Consider the following 23,866-nt stretch of genomic DNA (forward strand, 5'->3'; position numbering starts at 1 on the left):
GAATTTGGCCCATTGTACGCCGCGCCGCGGGGGATTGCAATTGCCACCATCTGGTGTTATACCGTTCGTATAACAGTGATGGAGGTTCACGCAATGGAACTGACCGTGGATTTTGACAGTACGATTCCCATCTACACCCAGATTCGCAACGCGGTGATTGCGGCGATAGCCGACGGCCGGCTGGCACCGGGCGAGGCGCTGCCCTCAATTCGCGCGCTGAGCGGGGCGCTTGGCATCAACCTGCACACCGTCAACAAGGCCTACCGTCAGCTCGGTGACGAGGGCTTCGTCGAGATGCGCCGCGGGCTGGGCGCGGTGGTCGCCGCCACGATGCCCGGCGCCGACGCCCAGTACCGCCAGGCGACCCTGCCGCAGCTCACCGCCCTGATCCAGGAGGCGCGGGTGCGCCAGGTCGGGCGCGGTCAGCTGACGGCGCTGATCGATGCACTGTACGGCAAGGAGGAATCATGATGCGTGAGGCGTGGTGGGTCTTTCTCGTGATGGCCGTGATTCTGTGGGCCAGCGTGGTGTCGGCGCCCTGGCTCTCGCGGCCCAACACCCTGTTCGGCGTGGCGTTCGGCACCCGCGACCTGCGGCAGGACCCGGCGGCGCGGGCCATCCGCGGTCAGTTCGCGGTCGGGGCGACGGGGCTTGCGGTGGTCGTCTGGGGCGTGGCCGCGGCGGTGTGCGGGCTGCTGGGGACGCCGCTTGCCCTGACCTGGGCGCTGCTTGGCGGCTGCGTGGCGTACCTAGTTGCGGCCTTTGCGCTTTTGGTGCGCGGGTTCCGCCAGGCGCAGGCGCTGCGTGCCGCCGACCGCGCGCCCGAGGCCCAGCGACTGACCGTGGACCTGGCCACGCTGGCGCGCGTCCGCGTGCTGCCCTGGTGGGGGGTGTTGGCCCTGGTGCCGCTGGTCGTTGCACCATGGCTTTGGAGCCACTCGGCGGTCGCCGCGGCGGCCAACCTCGCCGTCGCGGTGGCCTGCGGGGCGAGCTACCTCGGCGCCCGCTTTGCCGGCGCCAGCGTCCGCCAGGGGCCGCACGGCACCGTGGCGGCGGCGCAGGCGCGCAACGCGCTGTTGGGCTTTTCCCTTGGCATCGGGCTGTTGACGCAGGCGTACGGCTGGGCGAGCGTGGCCCGGCCGGCGTGGGCGACGCCGCTTCTGATCGGGTACGCCGCACTGGCAGCGGCGATGCTGGCGGGGCTGATCTGGGTCTGGCTGCGCCGGGTCCAGGCGCCGGTGCAGGGCCCGGTGCGCGACGACAACGCGCACTGGGTGCTCGGGCTGTTCTACTACGCGCCGGAGGACTCGGCGGTGTTCGTGGAAAAACGGCTGGGGGTCGGCCTGACGCTGAACATGGCGCGGCCGGCGGCGTGGGCGTTTCTGCTCGGGACCCTGGCGCTCGTCGGGGTCATCGTCTGGGTGGCAACGTTAATGGAGGAATGAGCATGCGACAATTAAGAGTCTGGCTGTGGGGGAGCGCGGCGGCGTCCCTGGCGGTGACCGTGGTGCTGGCGGCGCTTGCGCCGGCCACGATTGTGATGCACTTCGGCGCGCACGGTCCGGACAGCTTTGGACCGCGCTGGGGCCTGCTTCTCGAGCCCGCGGTGGTGGCGGTGCTGGCCCTAATCTGCGACCGCGTGGCGCTGGTCTGGCGCCGGCGGGCCGGCCTTGAGGCGACTGGCATCATGCTGGTCGGGGAGTGGCGGCTGATCGCCCTGGTCGGCGGGGCCACCGTTGCGCTCGCCATCCTGCAGCTCAGCCAGTGCGGCTGGCTGTGAGGCCTGCGGGGACCAGTCAGGTGGGACGCGCCACCCATCCCACACCGTAAGCGGCGCAACGCCGCCCGGTACCGGTCGGTGCCCACACCCGCCCCGAACAGACAAAAAAATCGCAGCCCGCGGGCTGCGATTTTTTGGCGTTCATCAGTCTTGATTCTCGTCCTCGTCCGGGTCGCTTGCGACAACCTCCGGACAGACCGTGACCTCGAACCAGTTGGCGAAGCCACGGGCGAACTCGGTGACGGTGAAGGTGTAGCGGTCGATCTGGACCGAGTCGTGGAGCTTCAGGTCCGGGTAGTCCTCCATCAGGAACCCGGCGATGGTGACGATGTCGGATTCCTGGAAGGCCTTGAGGTTGGTGCGGAAGTAGCGCTCAAAGTCGTACAGCGTGGTCTTGCCGGACACCCGGAAGACGTCCGGCTGCGCGGTCTTGATGATGTACTCGTCGGACACGTCGTCGATCTCGTCCTTGACGGTTCCGAACAGCTCCTCGTAGATGTCCTTGTCGGTGACGATGCCGGAGGTGCCGCCGTACTCGTCGACGACCACCACGATCGGGGTCTGCTTTTGAATCATCTGCTGCAAAATGCTGTGGATCGGGGTGACCTCGGGCACGGTGACGATCGCGCGCAGCAGCTTGGACACGCGGATGCTCGAGTCGACCTGCGCCTGCTTAACCAGGTCGTAGATGTAGACGTAGCCCAGCACCTTGTCCTTGTCGCCGTCCGCGACCACCGGGAAGCGGGAGTAGCCCTCGGTCAGGTAGTCGCGCAGCACCTCCTTGACGGTGGCGGTGATGTCGACGACTTCGAGGCTGGTACGATCGACCATGATGTCGTGCGCGGTCTTGTCGTTCAGGTCAAAGGCGCGCTGCATATAGGTGACGTCGTTTTGGTCCATCTCACCGGTGGTGACGGCGGCCTTGCTCAGGTTCAGGATCTCGGCCTGGGTGAAGGCCTCGTTACCCTCGTCGGCCGGCTTCATGCCCATCAGGCGCACCAGACCGGTGGCGCTGTGGTTCAGCAGCCAGACGAAGGGGAAAAACAGGATGTGGAAGTAGTGCAGCGGCGTGACGACGAACATCATCGCCTTGATCGGGTAGTCGATCGCAATGTTTTTGGGCACGATCTCGGTCAGCACGACCTCAAGGTAGGTCAGGATCAAGACCCCGGCCACGGCCCCGAACACGTGCAGGCCGCCGCCCGGCAGCTGGACGTGGGTGATCTTGAGCAGGTCGACCAGCAGGAACTCGACGGTGGCCTCCCCGATCCAGCCCAGGATGATGCCGGCGACGGACACGCCGACCTGGGTGGTGGAGAGGTACTCGTTCAGGTTGTGCACCATGCGCAGGGCGCGCTTGACCTTCGCCCGGTTGCCGATGCCATTTTGGAGCATTTCCTCCAGGGCGCTCGGGCGGCTTTGCACCAGCGCGAACTCGCTGGCGACGAAGAAGGCGGCGAACAGGAAGGTGATCACCATCACCAGTAGATTAGAGGCGACTTGGCCACTAGCCATAACAGCAATTCCTCATTTCAAAAGTGTATTTGCATCAAGTATAGCACTCGGCGCGCCTTTGCGGTACGACGCCGGGTATAATGATGGTAAAGGAGATGGGATGATGGATCAAATCGAGATGCTGCGCCGCACGCTTGCGCGCTACGAGACGGACCCCGAGCGCCCGGTCAGCCGGCTGGTGAGCGCCGCGTTGCCGCAGACGCCGGCCATAGGCACCGAGCCTGCGACCTGGCGCGTGACTGGAAACGACGTGGTGGCGGCGATGGCCACGGCCTCGGGCCACATCGGGGTGATGAACTTCGCCAGCCCGACCACCCCGGGCGGCGGCGTGGAGTACGGCGCCCGCGCCCAGGAGGAAAGCATCGCCAAGTGCACCTACCTGCTGCCGGCGCTGCGCGAATTCGCCAGCACCTACTACGCCCCTAACCGGCGGGACGCCAATCGCGGCCTGTTCAGCTCGGCGTTGATCTACACGGCCCACTGCCGCCAGGCGTTCGGCCCGGCCGGGGAGGCGCTGGCCGACCACTTCGTCGACGTCGTCACCATCGCGGCGCCCAACCGCGCGCAGTACCCGCGGCTGACCGAGGCGGACACCGAGCCGGACCTGGCGTTCAAAATCCTGCAGACGCTGCGGGCCTTCAAGGCGGCGGGCGCCGATCACCTGATCCTCGGGGCGTTTGGCACCGGCGTGTTCGCCAACCCGCTGGCGCAGGTCGCCCGGCTGTTCGCGCAGGCGCTGCGTCGCCCGGAGTTCAACGGCGCGTTTGTCGACATCGAGTTTGCGGTTTACGACCCGGCCGGTGAGCGCCGCGCGGCCTTCGCCAAGGCGCTGGGCGATTAGCGGCCGCTTGGGGACAGCAAAGCCGGCACCTCTTCGGTTGGTAAGAGGTGCCGGCTTTGTCTGGTTCAGCCCTTGACGCGGCTGGTCAGAATCAGGTGGACGCCGGCGCTTGGCGTCAGGCGCGCGGAGCTGACCTGGTAGAGCTGCTCAATGGTCAGGCGGGTGCTGAACAGGTCCTTGATCGCCATGTCGGTCGCCCCGTTGTCCGGGCGGGTCGCGACGGCGGCAATCAGGTGGCCGCCCGGCCGCAGCAGCGCGGACAGCTGCTGGGTCATCAGGTGCAGGTCGTCTTTTTGCAGGTCGAAGGTGCCGACGATGACGTCGTAGGGGCCGGTCAGAAGGTCCAGGCGGTCGTCCGGCATGATCCGGTAGCGCAGGCGATCCGAGGCGGCCTCGGCCCGGGCGGCGCTGATCGCTTCGGCGTCGTGGTCGACGCCGAGCACCGCGATGGCGCCCTGGTTCACCGCGTAGCGGCAAAACCAGCCGTCGCCGGCGTGAATCGCCAGCACGCGCGCGCCGGCGAGCTTCGGCGCCTTTTGGCTCAGGGCCTGCCACAGCGGCTGGCGGACGCCGGTGCTGGTTGGCAGGGGGGCCTTCGCCTCCCGCATTTTCGGGTAGTTCGTATCCAATGCGTCACGACCTTTCGTGTTCATTATAGCGGAGCCGCGCGCCGGCGCCAAGTGTGGTAGACTGGCGATAACACGGGAGGCTGAGATGTTCACAATTACGCAAACCGCGGTGCTGACCGCGGATCAGATCAAGGCGGCCCAGACGCTGACTGAAGTCGTGCAGGCGCACGACCACCTCGCGCGGGCACCGTACCTGGATAACCAGTTCAACGTCGACCGCACCATGCCGGCCTTTTTCATGGCGTGGGCCGCAGGCGAGCTGATCGGCTACGCGACGCTGTACGCGGATGAGGCGCCGGGCGGCTGCGTCGACGTCGCCCTGTACATGCACCCGGCCTGGCGGCGGCGCGGGGTGGCCACGGCGCTGTGGCAGGCGGCCGGGGCGGTGCTTGCCGGTTACGGCTACGAGGATTACGAGTTTTTGTGCGAGCAGGCCTTCTTGGACCGCAATCCGGGCTTTCTGGCGGCGGCCGGCCTTGCGCCCAATGGCGACGCGGCCGAGTACCAGCTGTGCGCGCCGGCGGGCAGCGGCGCGCCGATGACCGGGGGCCTATCGGTGCGGCGCATGACCGCGGATGATGTGTTGGCAGTGCTACCGCTTTATGCGGCAGCGTTCCCAGAGGATGAGGCGAGCGCCGACCTGTACCTGACGCAGACGCTGGCCGGAGCCAACAGTCGCGCCTACCTGCTGCTGGACGGTGCGACGCCCCTGGGTTACGCGGCGGTCGACACCGGGGCCGGCTACCCGTACCTCTTCGGCGTGTTCATCGCGGCGGACCGGCGCGGGGCGGGCCTGGGCACCCGGTTCGTGCGCGCGCTGTTGGCGCGGCTCAGCGTTTCGGGCCCGGTGCGGCTGTCCGTCGAGGCCGACAACCCGGCGGCGTGTCGCGCCTATGCCAAGGCCGGGTTTGTGCGCGAGACCACGGTGTGGTACCTGGTGCCGACCGGTGCGGCGTGGCGGCTGCCGACCGCGGGCGCGTGAGCGCAGCGGGGCGGGCTATACCGCTACCCGAATGCGCAGGGTGAGGGGCGTCCAGGCGCTACAATCCGGCTGGACCAATCACTGTTTTCGTGCCTGTTGGTCGACGTGAGGCGAACGATTGTGATTTTTTTGTGAACACTGAATAAGAAGCTTAATAAAAACCGATTATTTGATTGCATTTTCACTCTGATACCGCTAAATTAGTAGATGAACCGGATTCCGGTTTGTGAATGACTATAATTGAATCGTGGTGAAAAGAATGACAGAAACCGTTGGTAGCTCCTTACGCCAGATCCGCAAGGGCCGTGGCGAATCGATCGTTGAAGTCGCAAAGGCAACCCACACTTCCCCGGCAAGCTTCACTAAGTGGGAGAATGATCAAACTGTTCCAAGTGAGCGTAGTATCCGCAAGCTTGCGGAATACTACCACACTGATCCTGTTAACATTCTCGCCTTGGCGTACCCGGATAAGTACGCCGAACAGCAGGCCAAGACCGTTGACTTGACCGATCACGACGTTATCCGCGTCGAGGATTTGCTGAGCGCCAAGACCGTGCTTACCTATAACGATGCCATCTTGGCAACAAGCAAAAAGGACCTCGTGGCAGCGTTCACGGCGGGCCTGATTATCGGTGGGACTGATTCTGAGGAATAGGTCCAAGCCAGTGCCGGCGCTGTCGGCACTTTTTTGATACCGTCGAGCCGCACCCAAGGAGGGACACATGACAGCAACCGAACTGAACCTCGCGCACGGCCCGAACTTCCGCGACCTGGGCGGCTACCGCACCGAAGACAACCGCGTGCTCCGCGCGCACAAGCTGATTCGAAGCGCCAGGCTCGACTGGCTGACGCCTAGCGACCTGGACGCCCTGGTCGCTTACGGGCTGCGGATTGACGTCGACTTCCGGTCCCCGGAGGAGCGCACCGCCGCCCCCGACCCGGTGCCGGCGGGTGTGACCTACGCCTTCCTGCCGGTGTTGCCCACCGACGAGACCCAGGCGTCTAAGGCGGCCGACCAGCTGCGCCGCAGCCGCTTTGCCACGGATCCACAGGGTGGCTTCAAGAACATGGTGCGGCTGTACCGCGAGATGCCGCGCCACCAAAGCGCGCAGAAGGCCTACCGCGACTTTTTCGACCTGATGCTGGCCAACGACCAGGCCGGGCAGGCGCTCCTGTTTCACTGCACCGCCGGCAAGGACCGCACCGGCATGGGCGCGGTGCTGGCGCTGACGGCGCTGGGGGTGCCGGCCGCCACGGTGCGCGCGGACTACCTGGCCTCCAACCGCTTTCTGGCGGGCAAAACGCGCGAGATGCTGGCGGCGGTGTCCGCCAAGGGCGGCACGTCGGCACTGCTGGCCTCGACCAAGGCCCTGGCTAGCGTCGATGAGGCCTACCTCGACGCGGCCATCGCCACCTTCAACGAGGACTTCGGCGGCCTCGACAACTACCTGACCAACACGCTGCACGTGACGCCGGCCCAGCGCCAAGACCTGCAGCGGCTGTACCTCGCATAGGCTGCCCGCCCAAGGGTGCGCGTATTTCCGTCTTCGCGTTAGGCAACGCCAGGCGCGCGGCGTATAATAGAAGTGATAGGCGGGTAACCGCCACTCAGACGAAGGAAGTGACTAGAATGAAACTCTATCAAGGATTGACTCAGGTTCAGGTGAACGAGCAGCTGGCCGATGACGTGCCGGGCTTCACCGTTCGCACCGATTTGGAGAAGCCGCTGAACTTTCCCACCACGCTTTTGTACCACTACATCGACGCGGTGCTGCGTCCGGGCAGTCGCCACGACGAGAACAACCTGCTCTACGTCACGGATGCCGCCTTCATCGGCGAGAACTTCGACTTCGCCAGTCTGACCGAGACGGCGGTTCTGACGGATTTCGAGTCCAAGATGAACTTCGCCCGCAAAATCGTGGCCGACTTGAACCGCCACGTCGCGGTCAACCTCGACACGACCAAGCACGAATTCCAGCTGTTATTTACCGATTAATCAGCGAGTATGAGTATTGGTATAACTTGTGTTTCGCACGGCGCGGTTGTACGCTTGAATTAGGCAGGCGCGGCGTGCGCGTGCCTCGGCAACCTTAAGGAGTGATCGTATGGATCAAGAATATAACAACCTGCTGGTGCCCATCGATGGGTCCGACGAGTCCGAGCTCGCCTTCAAGAAGGCGGTCAAGGTCGCGGTGGCCAACCACGCGCACCTCGACATTCTGAACGTGCTGGACACCAAGCAGTTCATCGGCGGCTACGGCGGCATGATTTCCGGCGACGCGATTTACCAGCTGACGCAGGATGCGGAGAAGTACCTGGAGAACCTGGCGGACCGCGCCAAGAAGGCGGGGCTTGAGGACGTCGCGATTCACGTGCGCTTCGGCAACCCCAAGACCGTCGTTGCCACGGACTTCCCGCACGACCACAAGACCGACCTGATCATCATCGGGGCCACCGGCCTCAATGCGGTCGAGCGCGTCCTGGTCGGCTCGGTGACCGAGTACGTCAACCGCACGGCGCCTTGCGACGTGCTGATTGTCAAGACCGAAGCCTGACTTGTGCCAAGAGGCTGGGCCATAAGTCGCACTTAGCCCAGAGTACAAGGCGGTCACCGTGTGTTTCCCGAACTTAGGAAACGCGCGGTGACCGCCTTGTGCGCGTGGGCGTTTACTTATGGCCCGCGACTGCGATGTCGCTTTCGGGTGTAATCCGGCCGGCCGACTTATGGCCGGCCCCTCTTTTTGCGGCCGGCCCGGCCGTGCTTGGCCAAAAGCGGGCGGTCGGCGTAATCTAGGTTGGAGGTGATCACATGACAGAACCGACTTGGTGGGGGGACCGCTCCCCGCTGTTGAAGGCCTACCACGACGATGAGTGGGGCGTGCCCAAGCACAACGACCGCGACCTGTTCGAAATTTTGTCGCTTGAGGGCCTGCAGATCGGCCTGAACTGGGAGCTGGTGCTCAAAAAGCGCGCGGCCTTCAACGCCGCGTTCCATGATTTTGACCCGCGGCAGGTGTCGCGGATGACCCAGGCGGACCTTGAGCCTCTGATGCAAGACGCCGGGCTGATCCGCAACCGGCGCAAGCTCGAGGCCATTGTGAACAACGCCGGCGTCGTGCTGGCGCTTGCCGGCAGGTACGGCAGCTTTGACCGCTACGTCTGGGGCTTCACCCAGGGCGTGCAGGTGATCCACCGGCCGAAGACCGCCGCCGACATTCCGACGCAAGACGCGCTGTCGCTTGCTGTGGCCAAGGACATGAAGAAACAAGGCATCAAGATGATCGGCCCGACCAGCGCCTACAGCTTCCTGCAGGGCGCCGGGGTGATCGACGACCACCTGGCGGGCTGGGTCCGCCTAGAATAAGGAGAATTATGCAGTCTAAACACCTGACCGGGATCCTGCTTGCGATCCTCGGGTCCTCGCTTTGGGGCGTGTCCGGCCCCGCCAGTTCCGTGCTGTTCGCCCAGGGCGTCGACGTCGCCTGGCTGATCAGCTCCAAAATGCTGATCGCCGGCGTCGTCACGCTGGGCTACGCCGCGCTCAAGGCGCCCAAGGCCCTGACGACGCCTTGGCGCACGGTCAAGGACACCGTGCAGATGATCGTGTTCATCCTGTTTGGGATGATCGCGATGCAGTTCGTGTACTTCAAGGCCGTCGCGGTGGCCAACGCGCCGACCGCCACCATCCTGCAGTACCTCTCGCCGATCGTGGTGCTGGTGGTGCTGGCGGTGCGCACGCTGATGCTGCCGCGGCGCAGCGACGTGGTGATCATCGGCTTTGCGATGCTCGGCACGCTTTTGATCGTGACCAAGGGCCGGCTGACCAGCCTGGCCATCACCCCGCAGGCGCTGTTTTGGGGGCTGTTGGCCGCGGTGGCGGCCGCGACCTACACGCTTTTGCCCGGCGAACTGCTGCAGCGCCACTCGCCGGTGGTGGTCACCGGCTGGGCACAGCTGCTCGGCGGCCTGATCATGACCGCGTGGGCGCCGGCCTGGCGCGACGTGCCGCACCTCAACGCACTTGGGTGGGGCTGCTACGCCTTCGTGGTGATCGGCGGCACCATCGTCGCCTACCTGGTCTACCTGGCGAGCCTGCAGTACATCACACCGACCGCGGCCAGCTTGCTGGACGCCTTCGAGCCGCTGGCCGCGACGGTGATCGCCGTCGCGTTCCTCGGCACCCGGCTGAGCCCGTGGGAGCTGGTCGGCGGCCTGATCATCATCGGCACGGTGGTGGCCATGGCGCTTCTGGCGCCCAAGGCCCCGGGCGAGTCCGCCGCACCGTGAGCGCACAAACAGCCCGCATTCCACTGATGGAATGCGGGCTGTTTGCATTGACGCGTTGTTGCAGGTTGAATCTGGTCATCGCAATCTGGTTGATCTCGTTTGTGTTTTAGCAATTCTGCCTAGCGGTGCCGCGGATCCGTGTGGGGGAAGTCCGCCAGCAGGTTCGGCAGCTTGGTCTGGTGCTGATCCTGGCGCAGGCCGAGGATGTAGCCGTTCTTGACGCGCAGCGTGTACGTGACCTTGGGCTGAAGCTTCAGGGGCCGACCTTGGGCGTCGACCAGGGGGTAGCCGTGTTTGATATCGGGCATTGTGACGCCTCCTTTGGTGCGTGGTGCCATTATTCGTCTACATCAATTATACACCCAAGACGCCGAGCCTGTTTTTTGGCCGTGATTGTTTACCAAAACATAGACACTGGGCCGCGGCGTCCTTCACGCTGGGCCTTGAAAATGCTACAATAGGGGCAATTACGACAATGGAGGGCCACACACATGGATCAATTTGGCGTCAGCGAGCTGGCCGACTGGCTTGAAAGCAACACCGAAGCGCTACTAACGAAGCAGGCCAAGATGCCGCTCACCCGCGTTTTTGACGCGGTCGATTACCTGGAGGTCCTGGCACACCCGGCCGCGACCTACCTGGACATGCCGCAGGGGACGTACTACCGCGAGGAGTCCGACCACAAGCTGAACCTGCTGGCGGACGACCAGCCGCTGGCTGCGCTGCAGGATCGCATCATGGTCAACCACGTCGACGGCTCCATCGTGCGCGACGAGCTGAACTTCACGTACAACCACGAACCGGTCTTCGAGCCGGACTACTCGGCCAAAAAGGACCTGAACCTGATCAAGTACGGCTTCGAGGTGATCGGCGCGGTTGCAACCTCCGGGCACAAGCAGACCGTGACCGACGCCTTGGCCAAGGACGCGGTGGTCACCCTGGTGGTGGCCGCGGCGCGCTTCGCCCAGTGGCAGGCCTAGCCGCCTAGTCCGCGGCCGGCACGAGCCAGTCAGTGTCGAACAGCTGGTGCAGCCTTGTCGACACCGGCACCCATAACTTAGCTTGCAAAATGGCGCTGATGACCGCCCAGAACTGGGGGTCGTCGCGCTGTTTTTGGTTGGTCTCGATCACCAGGGGCGCCCCGTTCTCGAGGTGGCCGGTGATGGTCGGGTAGCTGATGTGATCGAGCTGAACGGTGTAGACGTTGGTTTGCAGTTTCATCGTGGTCGTGTCCCTTCGCTGGCGGTGATCCGCCGATTCAATAAGGTCAGTGTACCCGCCGGGTGTGCGCGAATCGCGCCGGATGTGTGGGGATTGTGTGAAGGCTTTCTTAAAGAGAGGTAAAGGTGCGCAAAGCCGCGGGCTACGCTATACTGAAAGAAGCAGCGGCCGCGCGAAAACGCCCGGCCCGCGCCGCCCGCCCACGATTGCGGCGGGTGGTAACCAGATTCATGAGAGGAACGTGATACTAGTGACCGATGTTCGGCGCTTGACCGAAGAGGATGAGTCCAGCTTTTACGCGCTGGCCCGCTACGCCTTCCACAAGCCGCAAAGCGAGACGCGCGACCGCGCCTTCGCCAGCCTGTACGCCCACAGCGATGCCTGGGGCACCGGCAACCCGCTTAGCTCCGGGCTTTTGGGGACCCATTTTGTGGTCGACCTGGCCGGGGTGACCTACAAGATGAGCGGGGTCGGCTACGTGGCCAGCTACCCGGAGGCCAGCGGTCAGGGCGGCATCCGCACCATCATGGCCCAGGCCTTCGCCGACATGCGGGCCAACGGGGAGACGCTGTCCTACCTCGCGCCGTTTTCCGCCACGTTCTACCGGCGCTTCGGCTACGAGGGGGCGTTCGACCAGGTCACCCACGAGATGGCCGCCGCGGACCTGCCTAAGGTGCCGCGCCACTCCGGAGCCGTGACCGTGGTGCGGGTGCCGTTTCGCGCCGCGATCGACGCGATGGCGGCGGTGTACGGCCGCAGCAAGGAGACCACGCGCGGCGGGCTGCGCCGCGCCGACTGGTGGTGGCTGAACATGGCCGACCATTACCCGAACCGCGAGGCCGCCGTGGCGATGCTCGGCGACCACCCGACCGGCTACGTGATCTACGAGCGGGTGGGGGACCTGTTTTGGGTGCACGAGCTGTTTTACGACGACCTGGAAAGCCTGCTGGCGCTGACCCAGTTCTGCGCCGCGCACCGCACGGCCTTCGCGCGCTTTCGCTACACCACCGGCGATCCCGAGTCCCTGCACGACCTGCTGCCGGACCCAAGTGTTCTGACCTCGCAGGTGCGGCCGTACATGATGGCGCGCATCGTCGACGTTGAGGACTTCATGACCCGCTACCCGTACCAGGTCTCCGACCTGGCGCCGGTGGTGTTCGGCATCAAGGACGACAACATCCCGGAAAACGACGGGCGCTGGCGCCTGGCCATCAATGACGGGCAGGCCAGCTTCACGAGGGACACCAGCGGCGTGCCGGCGATCACGCTGACCATCCAGGAGCTGGTCAAGGTCTGCTTCGGCGTGCGGTCACTGCGGGATGCGTACAACTTCGGTCTGATCGACGGCGACCCGTTCACCGTCGCCAGCCTCGACGACGCCTTCCTGCAGCGGCAGACGCAGCTGTTCGATTACTTCTAACGAAGACGTCCCAATTGCGTTGACTCAACGGTCAACGCTTTTTTTGTCCCTACGCCCGCGCGGGGTTGCAGCGGGTCACCATTGACTCAATAATCGTTGACTCGCCAGTCAACGACCGACTATACTCACCTCGATAGCAATCCAGAAGAGGCAAGACCTCACGGGAGGAAGAAATCATGACCGAAGTAGTGGCAATCAATCATTTGCAAAAGCGGTTCGGGAAGTTCGAGGCCCTCAAGGACATCAGCCTGACCGTCAACGCGGGCGAGGTGTTCGGCTTCATTGGCCCCAACGGCGCGGGGAAGTCGACCACCATCCGCACGCTCCTAGGCATCCTGAAGGCCAGCGGCGGGTCCGCGACCATTTTTGGCCAGGACGTCTGGAAGGACGCCGTGGCGATTCACAAGCGCCTCGCGTACGTGCCTGGGGACGTCTACCTGTGGCCGAACCTGACCGGCGGCGAGGTGATCGACCTGTTCCTGAAGCTGAACGGGGAGCAACACAGCGCCCGCACCGACGAGTTGATCAAGCTGTTCGAGCTCGACGCGACCAAGAAGTGCCGGACGTACTCCAAGGGGAACCGCCAGAAGGTCGCGCTGATCGCCGCCTTCTCGAGCGACGCGGCGCTTTACGTGTTCGACGAGCCGACCTCCGGCCTTGACCCGCTGATGGAGGAGGTCTTCCAGACCCAGGTGCTGGCGCTGAAGCAGGCGGGCAAAAGCGTGCTGCTGTCCTCGCACATCCTGAGCGAGGTCGAGCGCATGTGCGACCGCATCGCGATCATCCGCGAGGGCCGCATCATCGAAACCGGCACCCTGGACGCGATGCGCCAGCTGTCGCGCAGCACCGTGCGCGTCACCACGACCGCGCCGCTCGCTATCATCGGCAAGCGTCCGGACGTGCACCAGTTCAAGGCGGAAGGCGACCACACCGCAACGTTTGCCGTCGACTCCGAGAACCTCGGGGCCGTGATGACCACGCTGACCGGGCTTGGCATCGTGGCGCTGCAGAGCACGCCGCCGACACTCGAGGACCTGTTCCTGCGCTACTACAACCAAGGCGGTGAGCACGATGGCCAATAAGTTCAAGTCCGTGGGCCTCGTGCTGGCGCTGAACCTGCGCCGCGACTGGCTAAAAATTGTGTTTTGGCTGCTCGGCCTGGGTGGGCTGATGACCGCCGCAGCCGCCAAGTTCGACGGCCTGTACTCGACCCAAAAGGCGATGGCCTCGATCTCCGAGACCCTGAGCACGCCGGCGATGGTCAGCATGTTCGGGCCCTTCACGCCCAAGCCGCCCTACACCGTGGCCGTGATCTACGGCGCGATGATGATGGTCTTCATGGGGCTGTTTTCGGCGATGATGAACGTGTACTTCGCCGTGCACGCCACCCGCGTCGAGGAGGACGCCGGGCGCACCGAGTTCGTCCTGGCCCACGCGGTCGGGCGCCAAAGCCCGCTGGCCGCGGCGATTCTGGAGCTGGCGGCGATCAACCTCGTCGCCGGCGTCCTGGAGGCGCTGGGGCTGCAGGCCGCCAACATGACCGGGGGCTCAGCGGAAGGCAACTGGCTGTTCGGGCTGGGACTGGCGGTCTTCGGCTTCATGTTCGGCTGCTTCTCGCTGTTGATCGCCCAGGTCGCAAGCTCCGGGCGCAGCGCGACGATCCTCAGCTACGTCCTGCTCGGCGGCCTGTACGTGGTGCGCATGGGCACCGACGTCCAGGACCCGGACCTCACGTGGTGGACGATTTTTGGCTGGATTGAAAAACTCGACCTGTACACCAAGAACACCTGGTGGCCGCTGCTTTTGATGCTCGGCCTGAGTGCGGTGGTGCTGGTCGTTGCGGTGGCGCTTTCCGCCGCGCGCGACACCGGCGCCGGGCTGATTCAGCCGCGGGCCGGGCGCGCCCGCGCCTCGCGCTTCCTGGCCGGGCCGCTGACCCTGCTGGCGCGGCTTGAGCGCACCAGCACCATCATCTGGCTGGTGTCCTTGTTCCTGCTCGGCGCCAGCTACGGCTCGATCTTCGGCACCATCGGCGACCTGGTCAAGACCAACCCGGCAATCGGGCAGCTGATGGGCAGCGGCGCGCTGCACGCGGCCGGGCGCACCATGGTGTTGACCTTTGCCAACAAGCTGAGCATCATTTTCGCCGTGGTCGCGACGATTCCGGCGGTGATCACGCTGCTGAAGCTCAACGGCGACGAGCGCGGCGGCTACCTCGAGCTGGTGCACGCCAAGCCCGTGTCGCGCCTGCGCCTGTACGTGAGCTTCCTGGTTCACGCGGTGCTGGCGGGGTCCGCGGCGCTTGTGCTGGGCATCCTCGGCATGGCGGTCGCCGGCTCGGCCAGCCTGACCACGACGCCGATCTCGATTGCCCGCTACCTGCGCGCGTTCGTCGGCTACTGGCCGGCCCTGCTGGTGACGCTCGGCGTCGTGGCGCTGGTGGTTGCGGTGCTGCCGCGGCTTCAGGCCTGGACTTGGGCGATTCCGATCTACGGCGTGATGTCCCTTTACCTCGGGAACATGATCGGGCTGCCGGAGTGGGCGACCAAGATCACCCCGTACGGCTGGGTCAACCACGTGCCGGCGTCGGCCATCGACTGGGGCACCTTCGCCTGGATGAACGTGCTTGGCCTCGCCTTGATGGTCGCAGGTTACGTCGGCTACAAGCGGCGCGACCTGCTGGCCAACTGAGGGCGCCGTGGGTGCGGCAAGAGACGCGGCCAAGGAAGCGCGCATCCTGACCGCGGCGATGCACGAGTTCGCGCAGGCGGGCTTTCGCGACGCCAAGACCGACGTGATCGCCAAGGAGGCGGGGGTCTCCAAGGGGCTGGTTTTCCACTACTTCCAGAGCAAGGCCAACCTGTACGTGGCGGCGGTGCGCTGGACGCTGCAGCGGATAAACGGCATCGCCGACTGGACCGTGTGGCAGGAGTCCCCGGACCTTCGAACCATGGTGCGGCGGGCGATGCGCTACAAGCTGAAGCTGCAAGTCGAGTACCCCGACGAGTTCACCCTCAGCTTGGCCGCCTACTCCGACGGCAGCCAGCTGCCCGAGGAACTGCGGCCGCAGCTGATGGCGCTTTGGCAAGACGAGATCCAAGGCGCCATCCCGCAGCTGACCGGGCCGGTGTTCGCCCGGATGAGGCTGCGGGAGGGGGTCAAGGTCGCCACGGTGCAGAACCTGGTGGTGATGATGAGCGACCTGATCTCGAACAAGGCCAAGGCGTTCATGCGCCAGCACCCGGACGCTACCGTGGCGGACCTGGAGTGGCTGGTGGACGACACGCTGGACATCCTCGATGTGCTGGAGCACGGCTTTCTGGCCGGCCCGGCCACCGAATGATAATCGAACTCTCAGGCAGTGGCCATCGGCCGCTGCCTTTTGTGTGTCGCGACACACAGAACTCTTACCGAAAAATAGCCGGCGCTTCACCGAGACGTCGGGCCCGGGCTGGTACCCTTGAGGCGTCTACCATTTGGAGACCGGAATATAGAGGGAAAGTTGGGGGTAAAATGTCTGAAGATAACAAGCAACTGCGCTGGTACAACGTCGCCTTGATCGCCTTCGTCGCGGTGTGGGGCCTGGGGAACGTGGTTAACAACTACGCGCTTCAGGGCCCGTCGGTGATCACCAGCTGGGTTTTGATCATGGCCCTGTACTTCGTGCCTTACGCGCTGATCGTGGGCCAGCTCGGGTCGGCCTTCAAGGACGAGGCCGGCGGGGTGGCCAGCTGGATCCGCAACACCAGCACCAAGCGGCTGGCCTACTACGCCGCCTGGACCTACTGGGTGGTGCACGTGCCATACCTGGCCCAAAAGCCCAGCGGCATCCTGGTGTCGTTGAGCTGGCTGTTTCAGGGCAACGGCAAGTTCGTCAACGAGGTCGACTCGCGCATCGTGTCGTTGATCGCGCTGGTGATTTTCCTAGTGTTCCTGTGGCTGGCGTCGCGTGGGTTGACCACGCTGAACCGCATCGGCTCGGTGGCCGGCACCGCGATGTTCGTGATGTCTTTGCTGTTCATCCTGCTGGCGGTGTCGGCGCCGTTCATGGCCCACGCGCCGGTTGCCACGGCGCGCCTGGACCGGCTGAAGACCTACCTGCCGAACTTCGACCTCGGCTACTTCGCCTCGATTTCGATGCTGGTCTTTGCCGTCGGCGGCGCGGAGAAGATCTCGCCGTACGTCAACCGCACCAAAAACGCGGCCAAGGAGTTCCCGCGCGGCATGCTGGTCCTGGCCCTGATGGTCGCCGTCTGCGCGCTGCTCGGCTCCTTCGCCATGGCGCTGTTGTTCGACGCAAATCACCTGCCCAAGGACCTGATGGCCAACGGCGCGTACATGGCCTTCGCCAAGCTTGGCGGCTACTACCACGTCGGCAACGTGTTCGTCGTGCTGTACGCGCTCGCCCAGGCGATGGCGCAGATCTCCGCTTTGGCCTTTTCCATCGACGCACCGCTGCGCATCCTGCTGGGTGACGCGGATCCGGAGTTCGTGCCGGCCGGGCTGGCCAAGCTCGACGGCCGCGGCACGCCGACGCGTGGCTACATGATGACCGGGATTCTGGTCGGGCTGTTAATCATGGTGCCGACGCTTGGCATCAAGAACATGAACGTGCTCTACAACTGGATGCTGAACCTGAACGCGGTGGTGATGCCGATGCGCTACCTCTGGGTGTTCCTGGCCTACATCCTGCTGAACCAGCAGCTGGCCAAGTTCCCGTCCGCCTACCGCTTCGTCAAAAGCAAGGTGCTGGGCATGGCGATCGGCGCGTGGTGCCTGCTGTTCACGGCCTTCGCCTGCATCCTGGGCATGGTGCCCAAGGTCGCCTACGCCAAGGACCCGAGCAGCTGGTGGTTCCAGCTGTCTTTGAACATCGTGACGCCGGTGATCCTGCTGGCGCTCGGCCTGATTTTGCCCGCCATCGCCCGTCGTCACCGCGGCGCGGCGAAGCAGGGGTAGGGGCCGGGCTCCGGCACGAGCAGGCCGCTACCTCCGGCTCCGGGCCGGGCGGCGGAACGCGTGGGGCTCCCCTGAGCCCAAAATGCGGTCTCAGGACCCGCCCTTGCAGTAAGCCGGCCCAACCCGCCGGCTAACTGCAATTTCACGCTGGCTCGCCCGGCCCTCCGCCTCCGGCAGTGGCCTGTTCGTGCCTCCGCCCTACACAGCGGCTGACCCGCTGTTCGAATAATTGCACGCATGTTCTGAGTGAATGCTGGGTAGAGTGTTTGCTGACGAAATGACTGATAGACGCAAGAACCCCGAGGCCAAGGTTGGCCTCGGGGTTCTTTGCGTTTGGTTGCGGTCGGTGGTCAGAGATAGGGCGCGTACTCGCGGGCCAGGCGCTCGCTCAGCGCGACGCGGTCGGCCTCAGGGGCGAACGCTGCGGCCGCCGCATTTTGGTTGAACGCCAGCAGGTCGCGGTAGGTGACGCCGAACAGCTGGCCGAACAGGTCGTACTCGCGCGTCAGCGTGGTGTCGGAGACGGTGCGGTTGTCGGTGTTGATGGTGATCTTGGCGTTGGCCTTGCGCAGCGTGCGGTAGGGGAACTCGCGCAGGCTGGTGGCGGCGCGCGTCTGCAGGTTCGACGTCAGGCACATCTCGGCGACCGCGCCGCTTTGGGCGAAGCGTAAGGCCAATTCGTCGTCGCCCGCCAGCGCCGTGGCGTGGCCGATGCGGCGGATGCCCAGATCCAGCGCGTAGGCGATGTTGGCGGCGCAGTGGCACTCCCCGGCGTGGAAGGTCAGCGGGATGCGGTGTTCCTGGGCGAAGCGAATCGAGTCTTCCACCACCGCGGGCGGGAAGTCCGCCTCGTTGCCGGCAAAGTCCGCACCGCCAACGCCGCGGCCGAGCAGCGGCGCGGTGGCCGCGAACACCTCCTGGGTGATGGCGGCCGGGCTCTGGCGCATGCCGCAGACCAGCGCCGTGGCCTGGATGTCGAACTCGGCGCAGGCATCCGCCAGCCCCGCGGTGACGGCCTCAATCGTCTCGGTGGCGGTCAGACCTTCGTCCATCGACAGCTCGGGGGCGAAGCGCACCTCGATGTAGCGCACGTTCTCCGCGGCGGCCTGGGCGACCACGTCGTGCGCGGCCAGCCGCAGCGCGGCTTCGGTCTGCAACAGCGGGCGAATCACGTCGAACGTCTTCAGGTAGTCCATCAGGTCGCGGGCGCTCGGCGGCGCGGTGACCAGGTTGCGCAGCGCGGCGTCGGTCGCCGGCAGCGGCACGTTCGCCCAGCCCGCAAGCCTGCGGATGACGGGTAGCGACAGGGAACCGTCGAGGTGGCAGTGCAGCTCGACCTTACCAAGCTGGTGCAGGATTGTTTTGTCCATGGCTTCCTCCTGAAACTCGGGTCTGAATACGCTATACTATAAGTATCTTAACACGTTAAGGGAGTGGGACAGCATGCGAATGGTTGACCTGATTACGAAAAAACGCAGCGGCGGCGAGCTGACCGAGGCGGAGCTCACCTGGATGATCCAGGCGTACCTGGACGGTGAGGTGCCGGACTACCAGATGAGCGCGTTTTTGATGGCGACGTACTTTCGCGGCATGACCGACCCCGAGCAGGCGGCCCTGGCCATGGCGATGCTGCACTCGGGCGACCGGCTGGACCTCAGCGAGATCCCGGGCGTCAAGGTGGACAAGCACTCGACCGGCGGGGTGGGGGACAAGATTTCGCTGCCGCTGGCGCCCCTGGTGGCCTGCCTCGGCGTGCCGGTGCCGATGATCTCCGGGCGCGGGCTCGGCCACACCGGCGGCACGCTGGACAAGCTCGAAAGCATCCCGGGCTTCAACGTTGCCGAGACCGAGTCTGAATTCAAGGCCCAGGTCGCAGCGATTCGCCAGGCCATCGTGGCCAGCTCCAAGGACCTCGCGCCGGCCGACCGGCGCCTGTACGCGCTGCGCGACGTCACCGGCACGGTCGAGTCGATTCCGCTGATTGCAAGCTCCATCATGAGCAAGAAGCTGGCCAGCGGCACCGATGCGCTGGTGTTCGACGTCAAGGTGGGCAACGGGGCCTTCATGAAAACGACAGCGGACGCGACCAAGCTCGCGCACGCGCTGGTGGCCATCAGCCACCAGGCCGGGGTTGACGCCGTCGCGCTTTTGACCGACATGAGCCAGCCTCTGGGTGTCACTATCGGCAACAGCCTGGAGGTCGCCGAGGCGATTGCGGTGCTGAAAAACCGCGGGCCCAAGGACGTGCGGACGCTGACCGTGACCCTGGCCGCCCACATGCTGGTGCTGGGCAAGCGGGCGGAGAGCCTCGAGGTCGCCACGGGAATGTGCGAGGACGCGCTCAAGGACGGCCGCGCGCTGCGGGCGTTCAAGCAGCTGATCCAAGCCCAGGGCGGCGACGCGGCCGTGGTCGACGACCCGCGGCGGCTGCCGCAGGCCAAGTACCGCGTGCCGGTTGTGGCTTCGACCGCCGGCGTCGTGACCGCCATCGACGCCAACGCGCTGGGCACCGCGGTGATGCAGCTCGGCGGCGGGCGCCAGACGCTCGACTCCAAGCTCGACCTCGCCGTCGGTCTGGTGCTGCACAAGAAGGTCGGCACGCCGGTGTCGGTCGGCGACACGCTGGCCACCATCCACGCCGACCAAAAAGACGTCGCCGCGGTGGCTGAAGCCGTGGCCGACGCCTACAGCATCGGTGACGCCGCGCCGGCCAAGGTGCCGCTGGTGCAGGCCGTGATCAAGGACTAGCGCGCCAAGTGCGGGCCGAGCCGCACGCGCCCGGTTGCGAGCCCGGTTGCGACGCCGAAATCAGACTTCCTGCCGATACATTTGGCCGCCAGTCGTGTATGATGGTGGCAAAAGCCACGAAGGAGTGAGCACATGCGACACCACGAGAACATCACCATCCGCCGTTTCGCCAAGCAGGACCTGACCCAGTTCGCCGACTGGGTGCGGCCGCGCATCACCGGCGCCAGCCTGAACCTGGCGGTGGTGACCGACACCCACGACCGCACCAAGCTGTCCCGCAGCTTCTACGGGCCCAACGGTTACTGGCACGTGCTGGAGCAGCACTGGCTGGCCGGGGAGCTGCCGATCGACTGGCGCGTCCACCTGGGCGATCTGGTCGACGGCTCCGAGCCGTCCTTTTTGACCCAGTGGCGCCTGCGCAATATCGTGAGCGACTACGAGGCGTCGCCGCTGCCGTACGTCATCACCAAGGGCAACCACGACGACAACGACAAGTACGCCGAGCGCAACCGGCGCTTCGCCGGCAGCCTCCATCCCTGGGTGTTCAACGAGTACGTGTTCCGCAAGATGAAGGCGCAGGTCGGCGCGCCGCTGGTCACGCGCCACGGCCTGTCCGTGTTCGACTGGGCCAACATCCGCGTGATCACGCTGAACACCTCGGACGTGCCGGTGCGCTGGGTCGGCGGCCGCAAGAACTACGACATGAAAAAGACCCTGGCGGTGACCGCCGCGCAGGTTCAGGAGCTGATCGATGCGCTGCAATCCGCGGGCTCGCGCGACGTCTTGATCATGAGCCACGCGCCGGTGATGACCCGAAGCGGCAAGCCGGGCCTGCGCTTCAACGGCCGGCAGGTCCACGAGGTGCTGCGGGCGTTCAACGATAAGCTGGCCGGCCAGGTCACCTTCGGCAGCCACCCCGACTTCGGCGGACAGGCGCAGTTCGACTTCACCGGCACGCAAGGCACCATCATCGCGAGCCTGTCGGGGCACTGGCACACCGAGGAGGATTTTGCGGTCAACGGCATTCACTACTGCCTGCTGAACACCGCGGCCTTGATGGGGCGCAACCACGGCCTGACCACGCGCTACAACCGCAAGTGGAACCGCACGATCAACACCCCGAGCGAGTACGCCGGCTACGTGGTGTCGATCGACGCCGTTCACCGGCGCCTGGGCGTGTACGGGTACGGCGCCGCAAGCGCGGCGCGCGTGTTCGGTTACTGATCAGCATAAGGAGACGCGCCGGTCTGGCGCGTCTTTTTGCATGCGGTTGGCGGCGTGTACCAATCTCTCCATGGTGGCGCAGGTCAACTAGAAAAAATAACGGAAAGCGCTTGCAAATATTCGAGGTGCATGCTATACTTTAGTCAAGGTCAGGGAAGGAAAACTCAGCCAGTCAACCAAGTTTTGCCGGCATCCACAGTTCCACAGAGTCGTTCAACACAGGATGACGCAACGAGCTCGGATACAAAGAAACACGGATCTACTGAGTGAACCACAACAAGCAACTGGAGGTGTGAGTCTAATAACAAGACTCAACGAACCAAGCGTGACCACTGCGAGTTAAAGGTGCACACGGGAAGTTAGCATAACACCAAACAACGCCAAGTAATTAGGCCGCACCATGCAATACCGCAGTCTAAGCGTACAAGTGAATACCAGGAACAGTATGAGGTGAACCATCGTCAAAGTTACAACCAATTGTCAGCCACAGGCTGAGAACCACCTGACCTAGGACGCTAGCGTGCAGTCACACGCTAGCGTCTATTTTTGTGTCCAGGGCGAAGTCGGGCGTACTTAGCGGACCGCACAGCGTAAGGATGGGCATTGGGCCGAACTTTGGCCCAGTGACCGTCCTTACGCTGTGCGAGGCCGCGTTGCCTGACGCAGCCCGACGATCCAGGGTGTAGAAGCGCGCACTTAGGCCACCGGCCACCGTAAGCCCACTGCTTGGGCCGCACTTTGGCCCGAGCAGTGGGTTTAGCTGGACGAGTGGCCGTTGCGCTTCGGAACCCGACGATACCCAGGGCGGAGTCAGGCGCACTTGGCGGACCGCACCGCCCGCCGAATCCAAGGTGAGGCAGGGCGACCGAACGCGTGCTGCCAGGGGCAATTGCCCGCAACCGGGAATGCAGGTACAATGGGCGTGATAGGGAATCGATGGAGGGAACACAATGAAATTCATTTCGTGGAACGTCAACGGCCTGCGCGCGGTGCTGAAAAAGGACTTTGAGGCGACCTTCGCGGCGCTTGATGCCGATTGGTTCTGCCTGCAGGAGACCAAGATGCAGGAAGGCCAGGTCGAGCTGGATCTGCCCGGCTACCACCAGTACTTCAACTACGCCGAGCGCAAGGGGTACTCGGGCACGGCCATCTTCACCAAGCACGAGCCGCTGGCCGTCACTTACGGCATCGGCGAGCCCGAGTTCGACACCGAGGGCCGCGTGATCACGCTGGAGTACCCGAACTTCTATTTAATCACGGTGTACACTCCAAACTCCGGCAGCGAGCTGAAGCGGCTGGACTTCCGCCAGGCCTGGGACAAGGCGTTTTTGGCCTACACCCAGGCCCTGGCGGCCAAAAAGCCGCTGGTGTACTGCGGCGACCTGAACGTCGCGCACCACGAGATCGACCTGAAAAACCCGAGCTCGAACCACCACAACGCCGGGTTCACGGACGAGGAGCGCACGGACTTCACCGCGCAGCTGGACGCCGGCTTCACCGACACCTTCCGCCACCTCTACCCGGACGCCACCGATGCGTTCTCCTGGTGGAGCTACCGCTTCAACGCCCGCAGCCGCAACGCGGGGTGGCGCATCGACTACTTCGTCGCCAGCTCGCAGTTCGTGCCGTTCGTCAAGGACGCCAGCATCCACACGGAGATTCTGGGCAGCGACCACTGCCCGGTCGAGCTTGTGACCGAAGACCTGTTATAGGAGGACCCATGGATTTTATCGCGATGGATTTTGAGACGGCGAACCGCCAGCGTGCCAGCGCCTGCTCGCTGGCGCTGGTGGTGGTGCGCAACAGCCGGATCACCGACAGCTTCTACACGCTGATCGACCCCGAGGCCGACTTCGAGCCGATGAACGTGCAGATTCACCACATCCGCCCGAGCGCGGTGGTGGGCCAGCCGAATTTTGCCGCGGTGTGGCCGCACATTCAGCAGTTTTTCACCCCCAATCAGCTGGTGGTGGCGCACAACGCGCCCTTCGACGTGTCGGTGATGCGCCGCAGCCTCGAGCGCTACGGCCTGGCCGTGCCGCGCTACCAGGTGATCGACACCGCGCAGACCTCACGCCGCCTGATGCCGAACCTGCCGGATCGCAAGCTGGACACGGTCAGCGCTGCCTTGAGCATTCCGCTGACCAATCACCACAACGCGCTGGCCGACAGTTACGCGTGCGCGCGCATTCTGCTGGCGCAGGCCGACCGCTTCGGGGCGCAGGCGCTCGCGCCGCTGTGCAAGCTGACGGCGGCCTGA

General features: G+C 64.8%; 26 protein-coding genes. 21 read left to right on the forward strand and 5 right to left on the reverse strand.

The window, feature by feature from the left end:
- Window positions 1–93 precede the first annotated feature (93 nt).
- The 3 genes from LE416_RS11575 to LE416_RS11585 are packed head-to-tail and all read left to right on the forward strand — an operon-like array spanning window position 94 to window position 1,780.
- A complete protein-coding gene (locus tag LE416_RS11575) occupies window positions 94–471 on the forward strand; it encodes a GntR family transcriptional regulator (protein WP_225049034.1) in 378 nt (125 codons plus the stop codon).
- On the forward strand, window positions 468–1,445 hold the full coding sequence (locus tag LE416_RS11580; RefSeq protein WP_225049036.1) for a DUF5808 domain-containing protein: 978 nt from the start codon (window positions 468–470) through the stop codon (window positions 1,443–1,445). The genes LE416_RS11575 and LE416_RS11580 overlap by 4 nt, the downstream gene beginning before the upstream one ends.
- Window positions 1,446–1,447: 2 nt before the next feature.
- Complete coding sequence (locus LE416_RS11585; protein WP_225049038.1) at window positions 1,448–1,780, forward strand: DUF1648 domain-containing protein; 333 nt, start codon at window positions 1,448–1,450, stop codon at window positions 1,778–1,780.
- A gap of 144 nt (window positions 1,781–1,924) precedes the next feature.
- Here LE416_RS11585 and LE416_RS11590 read toward each other — a convergent pair whose 3' ends face one another.
- The gene (locus LE416_RS11590) at window positions 1,925–3,295 is read right to left on the reverse strand and encodes a hemolysin family protein (protein ID WP_225049040.1); all 1,371 of its coding nucleotides are present in this window, start codon (window positions 3,293–3,295) and stop codon (window positions 1,925–1,927) included.
- A 103-nt stretch (window positions 3,296–3,398) separates the two neighbouring features.
- Here LE416_RS11590 and LE416_RS11595 point away from each other — a divergent pair, with 103 nt between their 5' ends.
- Complete coding sequence (locus LE416_RS11595) at window positions 3,399–4,136, forward strand: TIGR02452 family protein (protein WP_338034780.1); 738 nt, start codon at window positions 3,399–3,401, stop codon at window positions 4,134–4,136.
- 65 nt (window positions 4,137–4,201) lie between these two features.
- Here LE416_RS11595 and LE416_RS11600 read toward each other — a convergent pair whose 3' ends face one another.
- Window positions 4,202–4,765, reverse strand: coding sequence for a class I SAM-dependent methyltransferase (locus tag LE416_RS11600; RefSeq protein WP_225049048.1), 564 nt, complete (start codon window positions 4,763–4,765; stop codon window positions 4,202–4,204).
- A gap of 85 nt (window positions 4,766–4,850) precedes the next feature.
- Here LE416_RS11600 and LE416_RS11605 point away from each other — a divergent pair, with 85 nt between their 5' ends.
- The 7 genes from LE416_RS11605 to LE416_RS11635 all read left to right on the forward strand — a co-directional run bounded on the left by LE416_RS11605 (window position 4,851) and on the right by LE416_RS11635 (window position 10,034).
- On the forward strand, window positions 4,851–5,747 hold the full coding sequence (locus tag LE416_RS11605; RefSeq protein WP_225049049.1) for a GNAT family N-acetyltransferase: 897 nt from the start codon (window positions 4,851–4,853) through the stop codon (window positions 5,745–5,747).
- Window positions 5,748–6,006: 259 nt separating this feature from the next.
- A complete protein-coding gene (locus tag LE416_RS11610) occupies window positions 6,007–6,402 on the forward strand; it encodes a helix-turn-helix domain-containing protein (RefSeq protein WP_225049050.1) in 396 nt (131 codons plus the stop codon).
- Window positions 6,403–6,469: 67 nt separating this feature from the next.
- On the forward strand, window positions 6,470–7,261 hold the full coding sequence (locus LE416_RS11615; protein WP_225049051.1) for a tyrosine-protein phosphatase: 792 nt from the start codon (window positions 6,470–6,472) through the stop codon (window positions 7,259–7,261).
- A gap of 116 nt (window positions 7,262–7,377) precedes the next feature.
- Window positions 7,378–7,743 carry a hypothetical protein gene (locus LE416_RS11620; protein ID WP_225049056.1) on the forward strand — a complete coding sequence of 122 codons (366 nt, stop codon included), beginning with the start codon at window positions 7,378–7,380 and terminating at the stop codon, window positions 7,741–7,743.
- A 109-nt stretch (window positions 7,744–7,852) separates the two neighbouring features.
- Window positions 7,853–8,302, forward strand: a complete 450-nt coding sequence (locus LE416_RS11625) for a universal stress protein (protein ID WP_225049059.1) — start codon at window positions 7,853–7,855, stop codon at window positions 8,300–8,302.
- 254 nt (window positions 8,303–8,556) lie between these two features.
- Complete coding sequence (locus tag LE416_RS11630; RefSeq protein ID WP_225049064.1) at window positions 8,557–9,111, forward strand: DNA-3-methyladenine glycosylase I; 555 nt, start codon at window positions 8,557–8,559, stop codon at window positions 9,109–9,111.
- A gap of 8 nt (window positions 9,112–9,119) precedes the next feature.
- Window positions 9,120–10,034, forward strand: a complete 915-nt coding sequence (locus LE416_RS11635) for a DMT family transporter (RefSeq protein ID WP_225049066.1) — start codon at window positions 9,120–9,122, stop codon at window positions 10,032–10,034.
- A 119-nt stretch (window positions 10,035–10,153) separates the two neighbouring features.
- Here the strand turns inward: LE416_RS11635 and LE416_RS11640 are convergent, their stop codons facing one another.
- On the reverse strand, window positions 10,154–10,342 hold the full coding sequence (locus tag LE416_RS11640; RefSeq protein WP_225049067.1) for a hypothetical protein: 189 nt from the start codon (window positions 10,340–10,342) through the stop codon (window positions 10,154–10,156).
- 183 nt (window positions 10,343–10,525) lie between these two features.
- Between LE416_RS11640 and LE416_RS11645 the strand changes: the two genes are divergently transcribed.
- Complete coding sequence (locus LE416_RS11645; protein WP_225049068.1) at window positions 10,526–11,014, forward strand: hypothetical protein; 489 nt, start codon at window positions 10,526–10,528, stop codon at window positions 11,012–11,014.
- Window positions 11,015–11,018: 4 nt separating this feature from the next.
- On the opposite strand, the gene LE416_RS11650 is transcribed toward LE416_RS11645, so the two are convergent.
- A complete protein-coding gene (locus LE416_RS11650; RefSeq protein WP_225049071.1) occupies window positions 11,019–11,255 on the reverse strand; it encodes a hypothetical protein in 237 nt (78 codons plus the stop codon).
- A gap of 241 nt (window positions 11,256–11,496) precedes the next feature.
- On the opposite strand from LE416_RS11650, the gene LE416_RS11655 reads away from it, so the two are divergent.
- The 5 genes from LE416_RS11655 to LE416_RS11675 all read left to right on the forward strand — a co-directional run bounded on the left by LE416_RS11655 (window position 11,497) and on the right by LE416_RS11675 (window position 17,634).
- Window positions 11,497–12,675: a GNAT family N-acetyltransferase gene (locus tag LE416_RS11655; protein WP_225049072.1), complete on the forward strand. Its 1,179-nt coding sequence runs from the start codon at window positions 11,497–11,499 to the stop codon at window positions 12,673–12,675.
- A 176-nt stretch (window positions 12,676–12,851) separates the two neighbouring features.
- Window positions 12,852–13,757 carry an ABC transporter ATP-binding protein gene (locus LE416_RS11660; protein ID WP_241865056.1) on the forward strand — a complete coding sequence of 302 codons (906 nt, stop codon included), beginning with the start codon at window positions 12,852–12,854 and terminating at the stop codon, window positions 13,755–13,757.
- Complete coding sequence (locus LE416_RS11665) at window positions 13,747–15,366, forward strand: ABC transporter permease (RefSeq protein ID WP_225049073.1); 1,620 nt, start codon at window positions 13,747–13,749, stop codon at window positions 15,364–15,366. Before LE416_RS11660 ends, LE416_RS11665 begins: the two co-directional genes overlap by 11 nt.
- Before the next feature lie 7 nt (window positions 15,367–15,373).
- Window positions 15,374–16,018 carry a TetR/AcrR family transcriptional regulator gene (locus LE416_RS11670; protein ID WP_225049075.1) on the forward strand — a complete coding sequence of 215 codons (645 nt, stop codon included), beginning with the start codon at window positions 15,374–15,376 and terminating at the stop codon, window positions 16,016–16,018.
- Window positions 16,019–16,188: 170 nt separating this feature from the next.
- On the forward strand, window positions 16,189–17,634 hold the full coding sequence (locus tag LE416_RS11675) for an APC family permease (RefSeq protein ID WP_225049076.1): 1,446 nt from the start codon (window positions 16,189–16,191) through the stop codon (window positions 17,632–17,634).
- 350 nt (window positions 17,635–17,984) lie between these two features.
- Here LE416_RS11675 and add read toward each other — a convergent pair whose 3' ends face one another.
- Entirely contained in the window at window positions 17,985–19,004 is a 1,020-nt protein-coding gene (gene add / locus LE416_RS11680; protein WP_225049077.1) for an adenosine deaminase, read from the reverse strand.
- A 73-nt stretch (window positions 19,005–19,077) separates the two neighbouring features.
- Here add and LE416_RS11685 point away from each other — a divergent pair, with 73 nt between their 5' ends.
- The 4 genes from LE416_RS11685 to LE416_RS11700 all read left to right on the forward strand — a co-directional run bounded on the left by LE416_RS11685 (window position 19,078) and on the right by LE416_RS11700 (window position 23,866).
- A complete protein-coding gene (locus LE416_RS11685; protein WP_225049078.1) occupies window positions 19,078–20,382 on the forward strand; it encodes a pyrimidine-nucleoside phosphorylase in 1,305 nt (434 codons plus the stop codon).
- A 132-nt stretch (window positions 20,383–20,514) separates the two neighbouring features.
- On the forward strand, window positions 20,515–21,606 hold the full coding sequence (locus LE416_RS11690; protein WP_225049082.1) for a metallophosphoesterase family protein: 1,092 nt from the start codon (window positions 20,515–20,517) through the stop codon (window positions 21,604–21,606).
- A gap of 950 nt (window positions 21,607–22,556) precedes the next feature.
- Complete coding sequence (locus tag LE416_RS11695) at window positions 22,557–23,318, forward strand: exodeoxyribonuclease III (RefSeq protein WP_225049084.1); 762 nt, start codon at window positions 22,557–22,559, stop codon at window positions 23,316–23,318.
- Between the two features lie 8 nt (window positions 23,319–23,326).
- Window positions 23,327–23,866 carry a 3'-5' exonuclease gene (locus tag LE416_RS11700; RefSeq protein ID WP_225049087.1) on the forward strand — a complete coding sequence of 180 codons (540 nt, stop codon included), beginning with the start codon at window positions 23,327–23,329 and terminating at the stop codon, window positions 23,864–23,866.

This window comes from Lacticaseibacillus kribbianus (assembly GCF_020180945.1).
Lineage (GTDB): Bacteria > Bacillota > Bacilli > Lactobacillales > Lactobacillaceae > Lacticaseibacillus > Lacticaseibacillus kribbianus.